Source organism: Candidatus Sulfotelmatobacter sp., assembly GCA_036500765.1.
GTDB lineage: Bacteria > Acidobacteriota > Terriglobia > Terriglobales > Acidobacteriaceae > Sulfotelmatobacter.
Genome location: DASYBM010000004.1, coordinates 186,772 through 203,285 on the forward strand (window position 1 = coordinate 186,772; position 16,514 = coordinate 203,285).

Annotated in this window: 13 protein-coding genes; 7 read left to right on the forward strand and 6 right to left on the reverse strand. The window is 58.0% G+C overall.

Annotated elements, in window-relative coordinates; genetic code table 11:
• Positions 1-176: 176 nt before the first annotated feature.
• The 4 genes from VGM18_03570 (at position 177) to VGM18_03585 (ending at position 4,659) form a co-directional block, all read left to right on the forward strand.
• Positions 177-3,170, forward strand: coding sequence for an Rne/Rng family ribonuclease (locus tag VGM18_03570; GenBank protein ID HEY3972055.1), 2,994 nt, complete (start codon positions 177-179; stop codon positions 3,168-3,170).
• 550 nt (positions 3,171-3,720) lie between these two features.
• Entirely contained in the window at positions 3,721-4,029 is a 309-nt protein-coding gene (locus VGM18_03575; GenBank protein HEY3972056.1) for a nucleotidyltransferase domain-containing protein, read from the forward strand.
• 22 nt (positions 4,030-4,051) lie between these two features.
• Positions 4,052-4,381 (forward strand): DUF86 domain-containing protein, encoded by a 330-nt coding sequence (locus VGM18_03580; protein HEY3972057.1) that lies wholly within the window; start codon positions 4,052-4,054, stop codon positions 4,379-4,381.
• Entirely contained in the window at positions 4,378-4,659 is a 282-nt protein-coding gene (locus tag VGM18_03585) for a hypothetical protein (GenBank protein ID HEY3972058.1), read from the forward strand. Before VGM18_03580 ends, VGM18_03585 begins: the two co-directional genes overlap by 4 nt.
• A 37-nt stretch (positions 4,660-4,696) precedes the next feature.
• Here the strand turns inward: VGM18_03585 and VGM18_03590 are convergent, their stop codons facing one another.
• Positions 4,697-6,202 carry a hypothetical protein gene (locus VGM18_03590; protein HEY3972059.1) on the reverse strand — a complete coding sequence of 502 codons (1,506 nt, stop codon included), beginning with the start codon at positions 6,200-6,202 and terminating at the stop codon, positions 4,697-4,699.
• A 159-nt stretch (positions 6,203-6,361) separates the two neighbouring features.
• Positions 6,362-7,228, reverse strand: a complete 867-nt coding sequence (gene purU, locus VGM18_03595) for a formyltetrahydrofolate deformylase (GenBank protein HEY3972060.1) — start codon at positions 7,226-7,228, stop codon at positions 6,362-6,364.
• Positions 7,229-7,375: 147 nt separating this feature from the next.
• Here purU and VGM18_03600 point away from each other — a divergent pair, with 147 nt between their 5' ends.
• Positions 7,376-8,515, forward strand: a complete 1,140-nt coding sequence (locus tag VGM18_03600; protein HEY3972061.1) for a hypothetical protein — start codon at positions 7,376-7,378, stop codon at positions 8,513-8,515.
• Positions 8,516-8,519: 4 nt separating this feature from the next.
• Here VGM18_03600 and VGM18_03605 read toward each other — a convergent pair whose 3' ends face one another.
• Both VGM18_03605 and VGM18_03610 read right to left on the reverse strand, forming a co-directional pair.
• Complete coding sequence (locus tag VGM18_03605; protein HEY3972062.1) at positions 8,520-10,124, reverse strand: NAD(P)/FAD-dependent oxidoreductase; 1,605 nt, start codon at positions 10,122-10,124, stop codon at positions 8,520-8,522.
• On the reverse strand, positions 10,124-11,719 hold the full coding sequence (locus tag VGM18_03610) for an NAD(P)/FAD-dependent oxidoreductase (GenBank protein HEY3972063.1): 1,596 nt from the start codon (positions 11,717-11,719) through the stop codon (positions 10,124-10,126). The genes VGM18_03605 and VGM18_03610 overlap by 1 nt, the downstream gene beginning before the upstream one ends.
• 327 nt (positions 11,720-12,046) lie before the next feature.
• Here VGM18_03610 and VGM18_03615 point away from each other — a divergent pair, with 327 nt between their 5' ends.
• Together VGM18_03615 and VGM18_03620 are read left to right on the forward strand one after the other, a co-directional pair.
• Positions 12,047-12,373, forward strand: a complete 327-nt coding sequence (locus VGM18_03615; GenBank protein ID HEY3972064.1) for a GIY-YIG nuclease family protein — start codon at positions 12,047-12,049, stop codon at positions 12,371-12,373.
• Positions 12,374-12,514: 141 nt separating this feature from the next.
• Positions 12,515-13,726, forward strand: a complete 1,212-nt coding sequence (locus VGM18_03620) for an aminomethyltransferase family protein (protein HEY3972065.1) — start codon at positions 12,515-12,517, stop codon at positions 13,724-13,726.
• A gap of 39 nt (positions 13,727-13,765) precedes the next feature.
• On the opposite strand, the gene VGM18_03625 is transcribed toward VGM18_03620, so the two are convergent.
• Together VGM18_03625 and VGM18_03630 are read right to left on the reverse strand one after the other, a co-directional pair.
• Entirely contained in the window at positions 13,766-14,905 is a 1,140-nt protein-coding gene (locus tag VGM18_03625; GenBank protein HEY3972066.1) for a hypothetical protein, read from the reverse strand.
• Between the two features lie 105 nt (positions 14,906-15,010).
• A complete protein-coding gene (locus VGM18_03630; protein ID HEY3972067.1) occupies positions 15,011-16,489 on the reverse strand; it encodes an APC family permease in 1,479 nt (492 codons plus the stop codon).
• Positions 16,490-16,514 lie beyond the last annotated feature (25 nt).

Consider the following 16,514-nt stretch of genomic DNA (forward strand, 5'->3'; position numbering starts at 1 on the left):
CTCCGCAGAGAGAGCTAGGATCAGAACTCTCCGTCTCAGTCTGTCCCCACGTCGGGGCAGCATCGCGACTGTCTTTGTTGTTGTCTTTTCAGTTCAATTCAATCCTCCCTCCACTTCCCTGACTCCACCCCGGTGAAGCCCGCCCGGCTTAGTCGGCGCGGGACCGGAGTGTTTCAATGAACAAAGAACTGTTTGTCTCTTCTACTCCCCACGAAACCAAGGTGGGCCTGGTGGAAGACGATCTGCTCGCGGAAGTTTATTTAGAGCGCGAGAACGAGTACACCTTAGCTGGGTCCATCTACAAAGGCCGCGTCACGCGCGTGCTGCCCGGCATGCAGTCGGCCTTCGTCGACATCGGGCTGGAACGCGATGCCTTCCTCTACGTTTCCGACTTCATGGAACTGGAAGAGCATGACGACGATTTAACTGACGTCGTCCCCGCAACCCGAAGCGTGCCGGATTTGCGCCAACGTACCGAAGTTGCCCCGGCCACCGGTGAATCCACCATTGCGGAGCCTATTTCGCAAATCGATACCGAGGAAGGATCGTTCGAGGCCGACACCTTAGCTGAAGATGCGCCGGCGTCGTCGACCGGCGAGATCACCGAGCCTGGGAATGCCGCAGATACCCCAAGTCGCGATCGTGGAAACTGGCGCGGACGGCGTCGCCGTCGCGGCGGCCGTCGCGACGGACGCGACCGGGCTTCGGATCGAGCGCCGGAGCGAGGATCGGAGCGCAGCCCCGATCGCGGAGTGGAGAGAACGCAAGAACGCCCGGCGGAGCGATTCGCCGACCGTGGTCAGGAATCGCGCTACGCGCGCCCCGTAGAGACCGCGCGGACAGATTCGGGCCGAAACCAGCCCGCTGGCCCGCCGCCGGGATACACGCCGATCATTTTGCCGGGTGAGTCGATTTCGAAATACCAGCGCTATGCGCAACCCGCGCCCGCGCCGCCCGTTCGAGAGCTATACCTCGAGGCCGCATCAGAAGCTTCGGTTGAACCCGTTTCACCACCGGCGCCCACCTTTCCTGAAGACGAGCCGATTTTCGCCGCTGCCGATTTAGTCGCGGAACCGCTACACGAGCAGCACGAAGACATCAACTCCGTCCACGAAGAGCAATCGGTCCACAAAGAGGAAGAAGAGCGAGGGGAACATCTGGAACCGGTGGAGTCGGCCTCAACTTCCGCGGCGTGGAATCAGGAGTTCCGCGCACCCGAGCCGGCGATTATCCCCGCGCTGGGTTGGCCCGGAGAGACTATCGCCGCCGTCGAACAGGAGCCGGTCAAGCCCGGTGAAGTAGAGCAGGAGGTAGAGTCCGACGAACTGCTCTCCGCGCGCAGCGATGAGACGGAGCATGATCATCTCGAGGATCGTCATCGCCACGATCTTCGTCACGATCATCGTCACGATCTTCGTCACGATCTTCGTCACGAGGAAATGCATCGCGAGGAACAAACTCCCATCTTCGCCGCTCCCGGCACCATGGAAGAAGAAACGATCGACGAAGAAGAAGCGGATACGGTGCCTTACGAGTCTTCCTCCGATGAAGGTTATGACGAGTTCGAAGAGGAGACCCAGGCCGCAGGTCAGCCCGCGCACATGCTTGGCGAGGCCCGCGAAGTAGTCTCCGAAATACACCAAGAGTCGATGGCGCACTCCGGCGAGGCGCATCCCGCGCAATCCGCTCCGGCAGAGCATGAGCACGAGGAAGACAGCGAAGAATTGGAACTGGAAGAAGCGCAGGCCGAAGCCGAAGCTATGCTCGACGCCGAAGCCCGCGGCAACGGCACCGTCGATGCGCGTGTGGAAGTTCGGGCTCCGGCCGCAACCGCCGGCTACACGCAACGCGGCCAACGCCCGCGTCCCGGCTATGATCGCGACCGCCAGGGCGGTGGTCCGCGTGATCGCCAGCGCCGTGGAGGCGGAGGAGGCCGCAACCGTTTCCGCCGCCGCGAGAACGCGCCGGTTCCTCTGATCAGCGATCTGCTCAAAGAAGGTCAGGAGATCCTGGTTCAGATTGCGAAGGAACCCATCGGTAAAAAGGGCGCGCGCATCACCAGCCACATTGCGCTCCCGGGACGGTTTCTGGTTTACATGCCTACGGTGAATCACACCGGCGTTTCGCGCAAAATTTCTTCCGAGGAAGAGCGCCAGCGCTTGAAGCGAATTATTCTCAGCGAGCGCGAGAACGGGCACGGAGGTTTCATCGTCCGCACCGCGGCGCAGGCGGCCAGCGAAGAGGAACTCCGCGCCGACATTCGTTTCCTAAAAGGCTTGTGGCAGGACATCAAAACTCGCGCCGAAAGCTCGAAGCCGCCTGCGCTCATCTACCACGATTTGAACGTGGTCGAGCGCGTGCTGCGCGACCAGGTCACCTCCGACTTCAGCGTGATCTGGGTCGACACCGAACCGGAATACGAGCGCGTGTTGCGCTTCTTCAACCGCTTTCAGCCGCAGATGGTCAAGCGGGTAAAGCTCTATACGAAAGAGACGCCGTTGTTCGAGCAATTCGGCCTGGCCGAAGAGATGAATAAAGCGCTCAAGTCGAAAGTGTGGCTGAAGAGCGGCGGCTACATCGTGATCAACCAGACCGAAGCGCTGGTTGCCATCGACATCAACACCGGCAAGTATGTCGGTAAAACCGCGCGCCTCGAAGACACCATCGTCAAAACCAACGTTGACGCCATCAAAGAGATCGTGCGCCAGATTCGGCTGCGCGATCTGGGCGGCATCATCATCATCGACTTCATCGACATGGACGAGCGCCGCAACCGCCAGCGTGTGATGCAGGCCCTGGAAGAAGAACTTCGCCACGACCGGGCGCCGTCAAAAACCTTGCAATTTAATGATTTCGGCCTCGTCGCTATCACCCGCAAACGCGTGAAGCAATCGCTCGAACGCACCATTGGCGCGCCTTGCCCGTATTGCGAGTCGACCGGATACGTGAAGTCGGTCACCACAGTCTGCAACGAAATCTACGTCGAGATGCGGAAGATCGCGAAGCATCTGGAGCACGAAGACGTCATGCTGCGCGTGCATCCGGATGTGGCGAAAGAATTGAAATCGAACAACGGCCGCCTGCTGAACGAAATGGAAGAATTAACCAAGCGCACCATCATCGTGAAAAGCGACCCGGCGGTGCATCAACAGCAGTTCGATATCAACTGAGCTGTCAGCTTTTAGCTGCTGGCTTAAAGGACGGGCAAAATCGCTCGTCCTTTTCCATTGGTCTAAATGCGGGTATGTTTTACTCGGGGAGAGAGCGAACCTGCTAGCGTCTCTCAGAGCTGAAAGGGAGACTTCCCAATCAAATGAAACTACCAATGTCGCCAGAACATTTCAGTAATCCGTGGAAGGCGGTAGAGGACTTGGGACAGAGAGAAGCAATCGCCATATACAAGGCGGAGGTAGAACCAATATATCGCGATGATTTGCGACCGTATCCCAAGGACTGGATTTGGCGCAAGTTCATAAAGTACGCGGAAGCTCGCGGCATTTGTAATTTGTGCAAGAAACACGGACGCTTTGAGGATATGAATGCGCACCACCTAGACCGCTCGACGCACGCACTCAGCAATTTGGAGGTTTTGCACGAGTGGCCCTGCCATCGCGAAGATCAGCACCCGGAAAGAAGGAAGCGGTAGCCATCAGTTCCTTCCGCGTATTCACCCAGCGCAGTGTAAGATTGATCGGGAGACTGACCGAGAGACAATCCGCGATGAACCGCCTGATTGAGGAAAAACGTGACGAGATTGAGCGCGTGTGCCGGCGCCATGGCGTCCGCCGCATCGAACTCTTCGGTTCGGCCAACGGACCCGGCTTCGATCCTGCCCACAGCGATCTGGACTTCCTGGTAACGTTCCGGGAACTCGAGTTCAACCAATATGCCGACGCCTACTTCGGACTGCTGGAGGACTTGCAGGCAGTATTCGGCCGTCCCGTGGATTTGGTAGTCACCTCCGCAATTCAGAACCCATACTTCCGGCAGGCGGTAGAATCGAGCCGCACGCTGGTTTATGCGGATTGAATCGAAGAAGTATCTCTACGATATGAGCCGCGCGTCCGCGCTGGCGTTGGAATTCACTCGAGGCAAGAGCTTCGCCGACTATGAATCCGATGCCATGTTGCGCTCGGCGGTGGAGCGGCAACTGGAGATCGTTGGCGAGGCCCTGGCACAGTTGGCCCGGATTGATCCTGCCACTGCTTCTCGGGTGAGCGAGTATCGGCGCATCATCGCCTTCCGAAATATTCTCATCCATGGCTATGCCGAAATCGATCATCGAATTGTCTGGAACGTTTTGGAACTGAAACTGCCGATTGTCTACCGTGAGGCGGAAGGCTTTCTCCAGGAGGTAGAAGACAAGGGAACGGGAGCATGAAAAAAAAGAATATAGGTTCAGCCTTCGACAGTTGGCTCTGCGAAGAAGGCATCTACGAGAGGGTCACTGCAACGGCGATCAAACGCGTTGTCGCCCGCCAGGTGGAGGCTGCGATGCAGCAGAAGGGCTTGACCAAGGTTGAAATGGCCCGGGGGATGCGCACCAGTCGTGCCGCTCTCGACCGACTTCTCGATCCTGAGAACGATGCCCTGACCCTGAGCACACTGCAAAAAGCCGCTGCCCTCGTTGGCCGCCAGGTTCGGGTGGAGTTGGTTTAGCAAAGGAAAATTCAGGCTTTTGGACGAATCGTGCGGCCTAGCCGGCCACATTGGCCAGCGTCTTTACCGCGATATCCGCGTGATTGCGCAGCTTCTGCGCGGATTCGTGGATGGCTCGGGCTGCCGCGCCAGCGCCATTCTGTTCGGCCGTGCGGATGACGCTGCCCGCGTCCTCGGCGGTGGTGCCGGCCATATCGAGCAGAACGACCACGGCGTCGGCGTGCAGCTTCCATACCGATGACATCTTCTGGCTGCGTTTCAGTTCTTCCAACTCGGTGCTGATGCGGCCCGAAATCGAGACCATCCGGATGAGCGTGCGCGCCACGTCCGCGCGCAGACTTTTCTCTTCGAGATACGAAGCGCTGTAAGCGTCCGCCTCCGCCGTTGTCAGAGTCAAATTAAAGAAGCGCATGGGTACCACTTGACGATACTTTGGATCGGCGACGCGCACGAAGACGCGAATCGACTCCTCGACCCGGCGAAGTTTACCCTCTTCCGCCGAGATTTGTTGCGCCGTAACCGCCGGTGGCTGGAACACCGCGGCCGCAGGAGTCTTGGCGGCGGTTTTAGCTACTCTGGCCGCTTTGGCTGCCGCACCCGCACCGCCCGCGGAGTGCGATATTTGTGCGGCCGAAGTCAGCAACGACCGCCGAATCGGCGGACGCCGGTCCAATTCCTTCTTGAGCTTCGACACGCGGCGAAATTTCTCGAATGTGCTGCCGTAATCGGCTTCCAGCAATTGCTTCTCTTCAATCGCAGCCACGTGATCGACCGTCACTTCCACGCCATCGACCGTGGTCAAGATCGTTCCGCCCATTTCTTCGAGGGCCTGTCCGAAGGTTTTGATTTCGGTGAGCGCCTTGGCGAACAACTCGTCGAACTGTTTTCCGAAATTGGCGTTGTAGGCGGACACCGTGGCCAATACACCGGGATGATAAAACGACGAATCCAGCCATTGTTTCAGTTCGCGCACGCGGCCGATAACGCCGGAATCGATAAGGGTATTGAAGTCGCGAAAGCGCGCAATTTCCTCGCGCATCGGATCAAACCGCCGCAGTAATTGCACGTGCTCTTCCGGCAGCGAAGGTACGTCGGAGTCGGCCAGAATTTCAATCAGCGCAATCTCGAAAGGCGAGAGCGGCAGCGCACCGTCGAGCCCGTAGCCAGTCTGTTCCCATTGCCCGGGCACGCGCGGATGACGATAAAGAAACGTTGCAATCAGATCGGTTTTGTCGCGGTTCACGTCGCTGGGTTCGCGACGCCGCACAAAATATCGCAGCAGAGCCTCGGCTACTTCAGAATCCGTGTCGGGAGTCAGCGCCTGGCGCACCATCGCCGGCGTGATGGCCATATCCAGGAGATGCAGCCAGCGATACATCCGGGAAAGCGTCGTCGGTAGTTCGCGCTCGGAATGGCGCAGCGCATCCTCGTCGAGGCCGCTCGGAATGGGGACATCCCCGCCGAGCGCGTCCCGCATGAGCTTCTGATAGAAGCCCTGGACGGTCGCCAGAATGGCTAATTCAAACCGAAGATCTTCGGCCAAACGTGCCCCCGAGAGCAAGAAGTTACCTTCTGAAACTTTACTAATGTCTAAGTAAAGACGAAAGGTTACTTTTGGTGCAAGTTACTACTGGAGCGGCACTCTCACGCGGCGAAAGAGGCGCGCAGAAGTTCATGGACTTCCGCGGCAGAAGCGGTGCATTCAGAAGACAACCGTTTTGTTGCCATAAAGGAGTACGCGATTTTCCACGTGCAAACGCACGGCCCGGGAGAGTACGACTTTTTCCAAATCGCGGCCTTTGCGGATGAGATCTTGGACGGTATCGCGATGCGATACTCGGACGACATCCTGCTCGATGATCGGCCCGTCGTCGAGCACTTCGGTGACGTAATGGCTGGTGGCGCCGATTAATTTCACCCCGCGCTCGAATGCCTGATGGTAGGGCCGCGCGCCCACAAACGCCGGCAGGAAAGAGTGATGAATATTAATAATTCTTTGCGGGTAACCATTCACGAACTCGTTCGAAAGAATTTGCATGTAGCGCGCCAGCACCATGAAGTCCGGCTTCTGCTCGTCGATGAGAGCCTGAATCCTGGCCTCGGCCTGACTCTTGTTGTCTTTCGTCACCGGAACAACCGCATAGGGAATCTTGTAGAAGTCGGCGATCGCCTGATTATCGGTGTGATTGGAAATAATTAGAGGAATGTCGCAGGCCAGCTCTCCAGACTTGTGTCGATAGAGCAGATCGACCAGGCAGTGATCGTACTTCGAAACCAGAATGATCATGCGCTGCCGCTGCGACGACTGCGCCAGCCGCCAATTCATCTGAAACTTTTCAGCGATAGGAGAGAAATGTTTGCCGAAATCGACGAGGTCTTTGTCGCTGAGATCAATGTCGAAGTCTTTAGGGTCGAACTCCACCCGCATCAGAAACAGCCCGGATTCTTCGTCGGCGTGCTCGTCCGCGTGCAGGATGTTGCCGTTGTGCCGGTAGACGAAGTCGGCGATAGTCGCGACCTCGCCCTTGCGGTCAGGGCACGAGATGAGCAGGATGGCGGAGGGTTTCATAAAGTAACTAAGGGAGTTTACCAGTGCCCGCTCAGTTCCCGAGTGATGACTATGGTCTTTAGGCTCCGTGACCAGGGTCATCTGGCAAGAAAAAATCGCGCAAACTACCATCTCACCAAGACCCAGCCGCCCGAGTCGAATTCGCCCATGACCCAGACGTTAAGAGCGTACCTTGTAGGAGTCCTGGTTGCCGCTTTCGGCGGCGTGAGCTTTGCCCAAGATGTTCACATCGTTCTACGCGCAAAGAGTGACCAGCCCCTGTTTCATCTCGGTGAGCCCATCACTCTGGAGGTGGCGTGCGTCAATTCGGCCACGGGACGCTATCTCCTGCCTTGCAGTGTCGTTCTCGAAGCCCAAGCTGCCTCTGTGGGTAATCGCTTATCGGCAGACCGCATCAATCAGATGACATGGGGGGATGCGCAATCCGGGGCATTGCCCCCTCCACCGCGTGGAGTATGCGGCACAATCTCGAACCAACTACCGTCGCAAGAGTCGAACGAGCCGACTTGGCAAGAGGTTACGCTGGGCGAACCATTTCCGGTCTATGTCGGGCAATACAGGATTAAGGCGAGCTTGGCCGTTGATCAGGAAGTGGCGGAACGCTTTGGAGAGGCACCGAAACACTCCTCATCCGACGAGATCGACGTGCACCTGGACGACAACCTCGGCTGGAAGGATCGCCTGATTCATTTCGACAAGTGCGAATATGAAGCAGCCCTTACCCTCTTGCCGGACGAAGATGCAGTTGCAGCTCTGCGGCGCCATCTAGGTGATTGCGCAGCAGCCGATTGGCCTTCGTCGATCGACCAGTTACTCCATCGGATCGTCTGGCTGAAAATGCAAGTGGAACAGCCAGACCTTTTTTCGCGAATGTTGGACCTTGAGCGCGGCCGGCCAGCTCTACGGGGCGAAGAAGAAGCCGACTTACAAAAGGTGGAGCTTGAGCAGGCCCAGTTGAGCGCGTCAGGCGACGCGAAGAGTATTCGCCAGTGGTTCCGGGACCAATATCGGGACCTGTTGTTGCAGACCGCAGAGCAACTTGTGGCGAAGTCCAGGGCTCATCCCGAACTGCGCGACGATCAGGATTTTCAGGAGGATTTGGCGAACAGTTTTGAGAATTGGCTTGAGGCCACCGCGTCTTTGCCTGGCGGTGCTGATCGCTATGTCACCCGGCAGGAAGCTATCAATTTTCTGAAGCGGGCGGGTTTTTCTCAGAAATATGTTACAGAGCTTCTAAAGCACCGGCAGCCGGACCCTGAACTCGGGCTCCCGGAATATCAGCGTTAGCCTACTACTTTCGCAATTCCTTCAAGATCTCGCGCGCGGCGTTCGCGCCCGATCCGCCGGTCAACCCCGCCCCAGGATGCGTCCCGCTGCCACACAAATATAAATTCTGAATCGGCGTCTTGTATCGCGCCCAATCCAGCAGCGGACGCATGGTGAAGAATTGATCGAGCGCCAGCTCTCCGTGAAAAATCTGGCCACCCGTCAATCCGTACTTTTCTTCTAGATCGAGCGGCGTGATGATCTGATGCGTCAGAATCAGTTCAGGGAGGTTCGGCGCATATTGCGCCAAGGTCTGCACCACCGTCTGCCCCAACGCTTTGCGCTGGGCATCTCCGTTTCGATCTTCCCATCCGCCCTTTAATTTATACGGCGCGTACTGCATGTAGATCGACATCACATGCTTGCCGTCGGCCGCGAGCGTGGGGTCAGTCAGAGACGGAATCGTGCAATCGAGATGCGGCTGCCGGGAGAAGTCGCCATACTTCGACTCGTCGAACGCCCGTTCCAGATAGTCAATCTCGTTGCCGATGTGAATCCGCCCCTTGAGCGCACTGGCATCGCCATCTTTAAGCGCCCTGAATTTCGGCAGGCCCGACAGCGCCAGGTTCACCTTCGCGACCGTGCCATTCCCGCGATAGTGCTGCAGGCGCTGCACGAAATCGGGCGAAAGATGCGTCGGATCGGTCAGCTTGAGCAGCGTACGCTTCGGGTCGGCATTGGAGATCACTGTCTTTGCCTGAATTTCTTCTCCCGTCGAAAGCAGCACACCGGTGGCCGCTCCGTTCTGCACCCGAATCTCGATCACCTCTGCGGCCGTGCGAATTTCCACACCGGCAGCTTTTGCCGCCGATGCCATGGCCTGCGTAACCGCACCCATGCCGCCAGCAGCCAGAGCCGCCGAGCCTGCGGGATGAGAATCTCCGGCTGCGCGAATCAGCAGTACCAGCGCGCTTCCCGCTGACCACGGACCGAGAAAAGTTCCAAACACCCCGCGCGCCGCAATCACTGCTCGCAACAATTCTGTTTCAAAATATTCCGACGCCAGGTCGGCCACGGCCATCGGCCCCCAGCGTAAGAGGCGAAACATGTCGCGCTTTCCTAAATTGCGAATTGCGCGCCCTGTTTTGAGCATGCTCCACAAATCGCCGCGAGTGGGGCTGTCGATGTCGGGAGGTGTCGTCGCCAGCGCCTCGCCGATCACTTTGGAAATCTTCGCCAGCGACTGCGCGAACTCCGGATACTTTGCGGCATCCTTCTGCGAGAAGGCTGCAATTTCCTGCGCCGATTTCCTCGGATCCTGATAGAGCGAAAGGGCGCGGCCATCCGGCGAAAGCGCCGTCACGCAAACGTCGGGCGTGATCCACTTCAGCCCGTGCTTATCGAGTTGCATATCGCGCACAATCCCCGGCAGAATCGGCCCAGCCGTGTGCGCCAATGTCGAACAACGAAATCCCGGATGAAATTCATCGGTGATCGCCGCCCCTCCGACCTGCGCGCTGCGCTCGAGCACAAGCGGTTTATATCCGGCCTTGGCCAGATAGAAAGCGGTGATGAGCCCGTTGTGGCCGCCACCAATAATGACGATGTCGCGCTGGTTGCCAGTCGCCATCACGCCGCTCCCTTAATGTCTTTCAGAATCTCCAGCGCCGCGAGCCGCCCATTTGCTCCCATGATGCCGCCGCCGGGATGCGTCGCCGATCCGCACATATATAAATTCTTGATCGGCGTCCGGTACTGCGCCCACCCCGGCACGGGACGCAGGAAAAAAAGCTGCTCCAGCGAAAGCTCACCTTGAAAAATGTTGCCCTCGCTCAATCCCCACTCGCGTTCGAGGTCGAGCGGGGTGATTACTTGTTTTTGAATAATGATGTCTTTGATGTTCGGCGCGTACTCGGCGATGGTATTGACGACCGTGTCGCCGAAGGCTTCTTTTTGATCGTCCCAGTTCAGCCCCGGTCGAAGCTTATACGGCGCATACTGCACGAAGCACGACAGCACATGTTTTCCGGGGGGCGCGACCGAAGGATCGGTCAGCGACGGAATCACCATGTCGATATACGGATGCCGCGAGAAGTTTCCGTACTTCGCATCGTCGTAAGCGCGTTCCATGTATTCCACCGACGGCGAAATCGAAATCGCGCCGCGCAGGTGCGCTCCTGGTCCGGGCATGCATTTGAAATTGGGCAGTCCGCTCAGCGCCATATTCACTTTGCCCGAAGAGCCGCGATACTTGAAGCGGTTCACGTCTTCCAGAAAATCTCCCGGCAAATTTCCGGCTTCGATGAACTTGGTGAACGTCAGCCGCGGATCGACGCTGGACGAGACCACGTCTGCGTAAATCTCGTCGCCATTGGCGAGCACCACGCCCTTGGCCTTGCCATTCTTAATAAGAATCTGCGAGATCGCTGACTTCGTGCGGATCTCCACGCCGGCCTCGCGTGCGGCATCCGCAATCGCGTTCGAGATCGCGCCCGTCCCGCCGCGCGCGAATCCCCAGGCGCGAAACGCACCGTCGATCTCTCCCATGTAATGGTGCAGCAACACGTACGCCGTCCCCGGCGAGCGCACGCCGAGAAACGTCCCGATAATTCCCGACGCCGACATCGTCGCCTTGAGCACGTCGGTCTCGAACCATTGATCGAGAAAATCAATGGCGGACATCGTCATCAGTTGCACTTGATTGTATTTGTCGTAGCTCGACATGCCCTGAAAGCGGCGTCCGATGAATAACAGCTTCATCAGTTCGCGCGGATCGAGCGTTGTCGGGTCTGGCGGCACCATGCTGAGAATCGGCTTCACGAAGCGGCACATAGCCTGCATCGCCTTGCCAAATTCGTCGTAAGCTTCGGCGTCCACGCGTGAGTGGCGGGCAATCTCGCGGTGCGTCTTGCCATGATCGTTCACGCGCCACAAATAATCGCCGCTGGGCATGGGCGTGAACGTGCCGTCGAGCGGAAGAATTTCCAGCCCGTGCCGGGGCAAATCGAGGTCGCGAATTATCTCCGGCCGCAGCAGCGACACCACGTAAGAGCAAACCGAGAACTTAAATCCGGGCACAATTTCTTCCGTGCACGCCGCGCCGCCCAGCACGTGGCGGCGTTCCAGCACCAGCACTTTCTTGCCGGCCTTCGCCAGGTACGCCGAGTTTACTAGCCCGTTGTGCCCGCCGCCGATCACGATTACGTCGTAGTTAGAACCAGCCATGCGCTGTAGCTCCTAGCCCTTAGCGTTTCGATTCAATTGTCAGGAACGGTAATGATACTCGCGGATGGAAGAATGAGAGGAGTGTATTAGAGTCCGCTGGGAAGGACAGTCCAGCTGCGGAGCATGCTCAACGAGGATGGTGTGAAGCGTTGCATCGTGAATCAGCATTCTATCGGGAAGCGCCGGTTTTGTCTGTAGTGTTCGCAAACGAGCCGGCGTCATCCTGAAGCCCCGCGTTTTCTTTAGCGGGGCGAGGGATCTCCCAGCGACCGATCCAATGTTCATCCGTCACAGACTCGGCCCGTACACATCTAGTAAAGAAGAAGAATGGCAAAGCTATTCTTCGTTTACATCATGACGAACAGCCCGGATTCCGCCGTCCTCTATGCGGGCATAACGGGCGACCTTGTACACCGCGTCTGGCAGCACAAGAACAAGTTGGTTCGCGGCTTCACCAGTCGCTATAACCTGACTCGACTCGTGTACTATGAGCGATTTTGCTATCCCGACGCGGCGATGAACCGTGAAAAGGAAATCAAAGGGTGGCGGCGAAGCAAGAAGATCAGACTCATCGACTCCGCGAATCCCCGATGGGAAGACTTGGCCAAAGACTGGCAAAACCTGTACAAGCCATGCCCCGAAGCTGATCAGTAGGGAGATCCCTCGCCCCGCTGGAGAGAACGCGGGGCTTCGGGATGACGCCTTCGACCTGGATACCGTCCGACACTGTTGCCGCGAACATGGGCGCCTGCATATAATCCGACTTCGCGCTAAATATCTGTCGAGGAACCCATCTTGCCCATCGGAACCGCATTTCACGAGCGCACTTTCCCCCTTTGCCATAGCCTGAATTACCGCGAGTGGTCTGGCTACTACACTGTCAGCGTGTATGAAGTTCATCACGAGCACGAGTACAACGCCATTCGCAACGCCGCTGCGCTAATCGATATTTCCCCGCTGTACAAATATCTCGTCACTGGCAACGACGCCACGCGACTCGTCAACCGCGTGATCACGCGCGACATTAACAAAGTCAAAGTCGGGCAGGTGATTTATTGCTGCTGGTGCGACGAAGAGGGCAAGGTCATCGACGATGGCACGATCTCGCGCCTCGAAGAAAATGTCTATCGCTGGACCGCCGCCGACCCCAGCCTGCGCTGGTTTCGCCAGAACGGCCTGAACATGGACGTGCAGGTCGAAGACATTTCCGAAAAAGTTGCGGCGCTGGCTTTGCAGGGCCCGACATCGGCCAAGCTGCTCAAGACTGTTGCCGAGGCCGACATCTCGGATCTCAAATATTTTCGCGTCACGCGCGGCAAAATTGCCGGCGTCCCCGTCGACATTTCCCGCACCGGCTACACCGGCGATCTCGGCTACGAAATCTGGGTACCATGCGCGAATGGAGAAAAGGACAACGCGATTAAAGTCTGGGACGCGCTGGCCGCGGCCGGCAAAGAATTCGATCTGCACGCTGTTGGCATGCTGGCGCTCGACGTCGCGCGCGTCGAAGCCGGGCTGCTCCTCATCGAAGTCGATTACACGAGCTCAAAGAAAGCGCTGATTCCGTCGCAAAAGTTTTCACCCTACGAACTGGGCTTCGCCAAGATGGTCCATCTCGACAAAGAAAACTTCATCGGCAAGCGCGCTCTGGAGCAAGATGCGAAGAACGGTGTACCTCGGCAACTCGTTGGCCTCGAGGTGGACTGGACCGACATCGAGGCGCTCTATGATCGTTACGGCCTCACTCCAGCCGCGCCCGCGCAGGCTTCGCGCGTCGCAGTCCCGGTGTACGCGGGCGAGAAGCAGGCCGGCAAGGCGACAACCACGAGTTGGTCGCCGATCCTGAAAAAGTTGGTCGCGCTGGCCAGCATTGAAACGGAATATGCGAAGCCGGGAACGGCGTTGCAGATGGAGATCACCATCGAAGCGATGCGGCTAAAAACAAATGTCAAGGTGACGAACTTGCCATTCTTCAACCCGCCGCGAAAGACGGCGACTCCGGTGTGAGGCGGTCAACCCAACCGAGGCGGCGGTTATTGTGAGAGGTCACCAACAAAACTTGAACAGCCCGTGGTAGAGCAGGTGGTTTCGCGATGCCGCGTGAGTATTGATTCCTCCGGGATAAATCGGCAGGAATTTGCTTCCCCATCGGTTCCCAACGTACCAGATGTTTCCGCCCTCCGGGTTGATGTTCCCTTTGGTGGTGCGGTTTCTGTAGATCGCGCCATTCTTCGGCGTCCAATTCGATCCGCCCGCCTGTCCGTCCAGGTCGAAGATGAAATCGGTCATGGCCGCCGCCCCATTCGCGTTCTCATTGAATTTCCGATGCGCGACAAAGCCATTGCTGAAGCTGGAAGACACGATTTCATCGAATGTGAAATCGGTGCGCAGAAGATACGGGTCAAATGAAATCAGCGCCTCGGTGATGACCGCGGCGACCACTTCTTTCCAGTTGAAATAAAAGTCGCCCAGATTGCTCTGCTGAGAAGTTTTGTAAAAAGGAATGACCAGAATCTGGCCGACTCCTGAAGCCGCCATTTGCCCGCCGATCACCGACGTGTAATCGGCCCACAACCTTCCCCAACCGCCGAAAGAATCGTAGGTGCCATCCCGATACCCGCCCTGATCGGGCGTGGGAGTGAAATTAATGTGAGGGATGCTTCCTTGACCCGTACAGGCGCGAGGAATCACGACTCCATACCAGGCGATCGACGATCCCTCCACTCGAACCAGCTTCCGAACATAATCGGCTCCGACTACCATCGGCTGAATGGTCCGAAAGCCGTCCATCAGATTGACATCGACCACATAAATTCCAATCGGACCCTGATCTTCCTTAAAGCCCTCCGGAGCGGGTGCGACTCGGGCGGTCACGGCTCCGGCCGGTGGGTCGGAGGCAACTTCATTCATCAGCTTGAGCGTGCCGCCTCCGGGATCGAGCACACCGTCGATGACGGGTCGCGCGTTCGCAGTCTGGAACGTAGTGATCTGCGCCGTTACCTCGTCGATCAGCGCGTTGCGCTCGGTTGCCCATAGTCCGCCAACCTCAGCCGACCCGCCTTTGGATACGGGAATACGATCGAAGAGTTCCGTAATCGTAGAGAGATCTTTGGGATTGTTCGGCATCTGAGTCTGGCCGTTGCGAATGCCGACCGGCGCGGCAATACTGCGGATGATCCGGGCCACGATTGTTCTCCTTCAGGCGGGGCCGCATGATGGATGCGCCCATGGAATCGGTTGCGGAGGATATTTCGCTGGCAAGGGTATCACAGGTCGAAAGGTCAAGCCCGCTCATGCGGGCGAAACGGTCCGGGCTCTCCGTTTCCCCGCCCAGTAAATCCAGGCTCCAATCAGGACGAGCGCTCCCGTCCCGCCAATCACCTTGAACAGCGCCAGCGGCTTGTTCGGCTCGTCGGGCTGCGGAATCAGAGACAGCGCGATCGTCATTGCCGTGGTTAGAAATCCCACGGTCGCCATTAACGTCGCCACGCTCTTCCCACCCGGCACTCGAATAACATCGGCTCCGGCCGGCTCGCGCTGCAGCTTGATCATCGCCGCAAACAAGTACAGATATGGAATGAAATATGTAATCACGCCCATGCTGACCAACACATCGTAAGCACCCTTCACACTGGTTCCCGCCTGCCCAAGAAGGATGAAGACCACACCAAGGAAGAACTGAGTGAGCAACGCCACCCATGGAGTCTTCCAGCGCGGATGCAGCGCCCCGAACGCGGGTGGAAGAAAGCGATCAAGTCCGGCGACGAATGGGAGCCGCGCCACCGCCGCCAGATAAGCGCCCGCAGCGCCAATATTGCTGAGCGCAATCAAAAATGCCGCCAGCGGCAACACGCCGGGATATCCCACGCGCGCCGCCGTCTTCGACACGGCCTGCACCAGCCCTTGCAGGCTGTTCACTTCACCGGAGGGCAACGCCAGCAGCACGCAAATCGTCCCCAGGATGTAGCAGATCGTCACCACGACTCCGGCAGAGAGCAGAGCAAGAGGAATCGTCCGGCGCGCGTTCTTGATTTCTTCTCCCATGAACGACGCCGTCTCGCTGCCTCCGAACGCGAACGTCAGCACCGACCAAAAGATGAGATCGTTGAAATGCATGCTGGGAGTCATCGAGTGCAGCGTGAATGAAGTCGCCGATCCGTAGCGATGCCACGCAATCAATCCCATCACAATGACGATCCCTGCCGGAATCCACATCGCGATCGCGCCGATATTGTGCAACCACTTGCCCACGTCGAGGCCGACGATATTCAGCAACGTGGCCGCCGAGAGCGTGAGCAGCGAGAAGGCGATATAGAACGTTGCATTGCCTGAGAGATATTCCCAACTCGCCTGCCGCATGAACAACACATTGCTGGCCGCAAAATAGAGCACGGCAGGGAAGTACGGCAGGTTGCTGGTCCAGTAAGTCCATGCCGCCATGAAGCCGGAGAAATCGCCGAAGGCGCGTTTGCTCCACACATACAATCCGCCTTCGTTGGGATAGCGCGAAGAAAGTTCCAGCACAGAAAGCGCCAGCGGAGTGTAGAAGCACAGCCACGCGCCGACCCAGATGACGATGGAACTCGGCCCAGCCGCCGCCGCAGTCGCAATCCAGCGCAGGCTGATGCCGGTGATGATGTAAAACAGAAACAGATCGCGAAAGCCCATCACCTGCGGCGGCCGATTGCGGTCTTCAGCGTCGCCGATCGAAACTCCGGGCGAAAGAAGAGAGGTCTTGTCCGCGCGCTGCTTCGGATTGGATTCGGCCAATGGCGTGTCCCGGGGTCAGGCTAGC

What these genes read in the sequence shown, in the direction of transcription:
- VGM18_03570 (HEY3972055.1), top strand. Translation starts at nt 177, where the DNA reads ATGAACAAAGAACTGTTTGTCTCTTCTACTCCCCACGAAACCAAGGTG.
- VGM18_03575 (HEY3972056.1), top strand. Translation starts at nt 3,721, where the DNA reads ATGAACCGCCTGATTGAGGAAAAACGTGACGAGATTGAGCGCGTGTGC.
- VGM18_03580 (HEY3972057.1), top strand. Translation starts at nt 4,052, where the DNA reads ATGAGCCGCGCGTCCGCGCTGGCGTTGGAATTCACTCGAGGCAAGAGC.
- VGM18_03585 (HEY3972058.1), top strand. Translation starts at nt 4,378, where the DNA reads ATGAAAAAAAAGAATATAGGTTCAGCCTTCGACAGTTGGCTCTGCGAA.
- purU (HEY3972060.1), bottom strand. Translation starts at nt 7,228, where the DNA reads ATGAAACCCTCCGCCATCCTGCTCATCTCGTGCCCTGACCGCAAGGGC.
- VGM18_03600 (HEY3972061.1), top strand. Translation starts at nt 7,376, where the DNA reads ATGACCCAGACGTTAAGAGCGTACCTTGTAGGAGTCCTGGTTGCCGCT.
- VGM18_03605 (HEY3972062.1), bottom strand. Translation starts at nt 10,124, where the DNA reads ATGGCGACTGGCAACCAGCGCGACATCGTCATTATTGGTGGCGGCCAC.
- VGM18_03610 (HEY3972063.1), bottom strand. Translation starts at nt 11,719, where the DNA reads ATGGCTGGTTCTAACTACGACGTAATCGTGATCGGCGGCGGGCACAAC.
- VGM18_03615 (HEY3972064.1), top strand. Translation starts at nt 12,047, where the DNA reads ATGGCAAAGCTATTCTTCGTTTACATCATGACGAACAGCCCGGATTCC.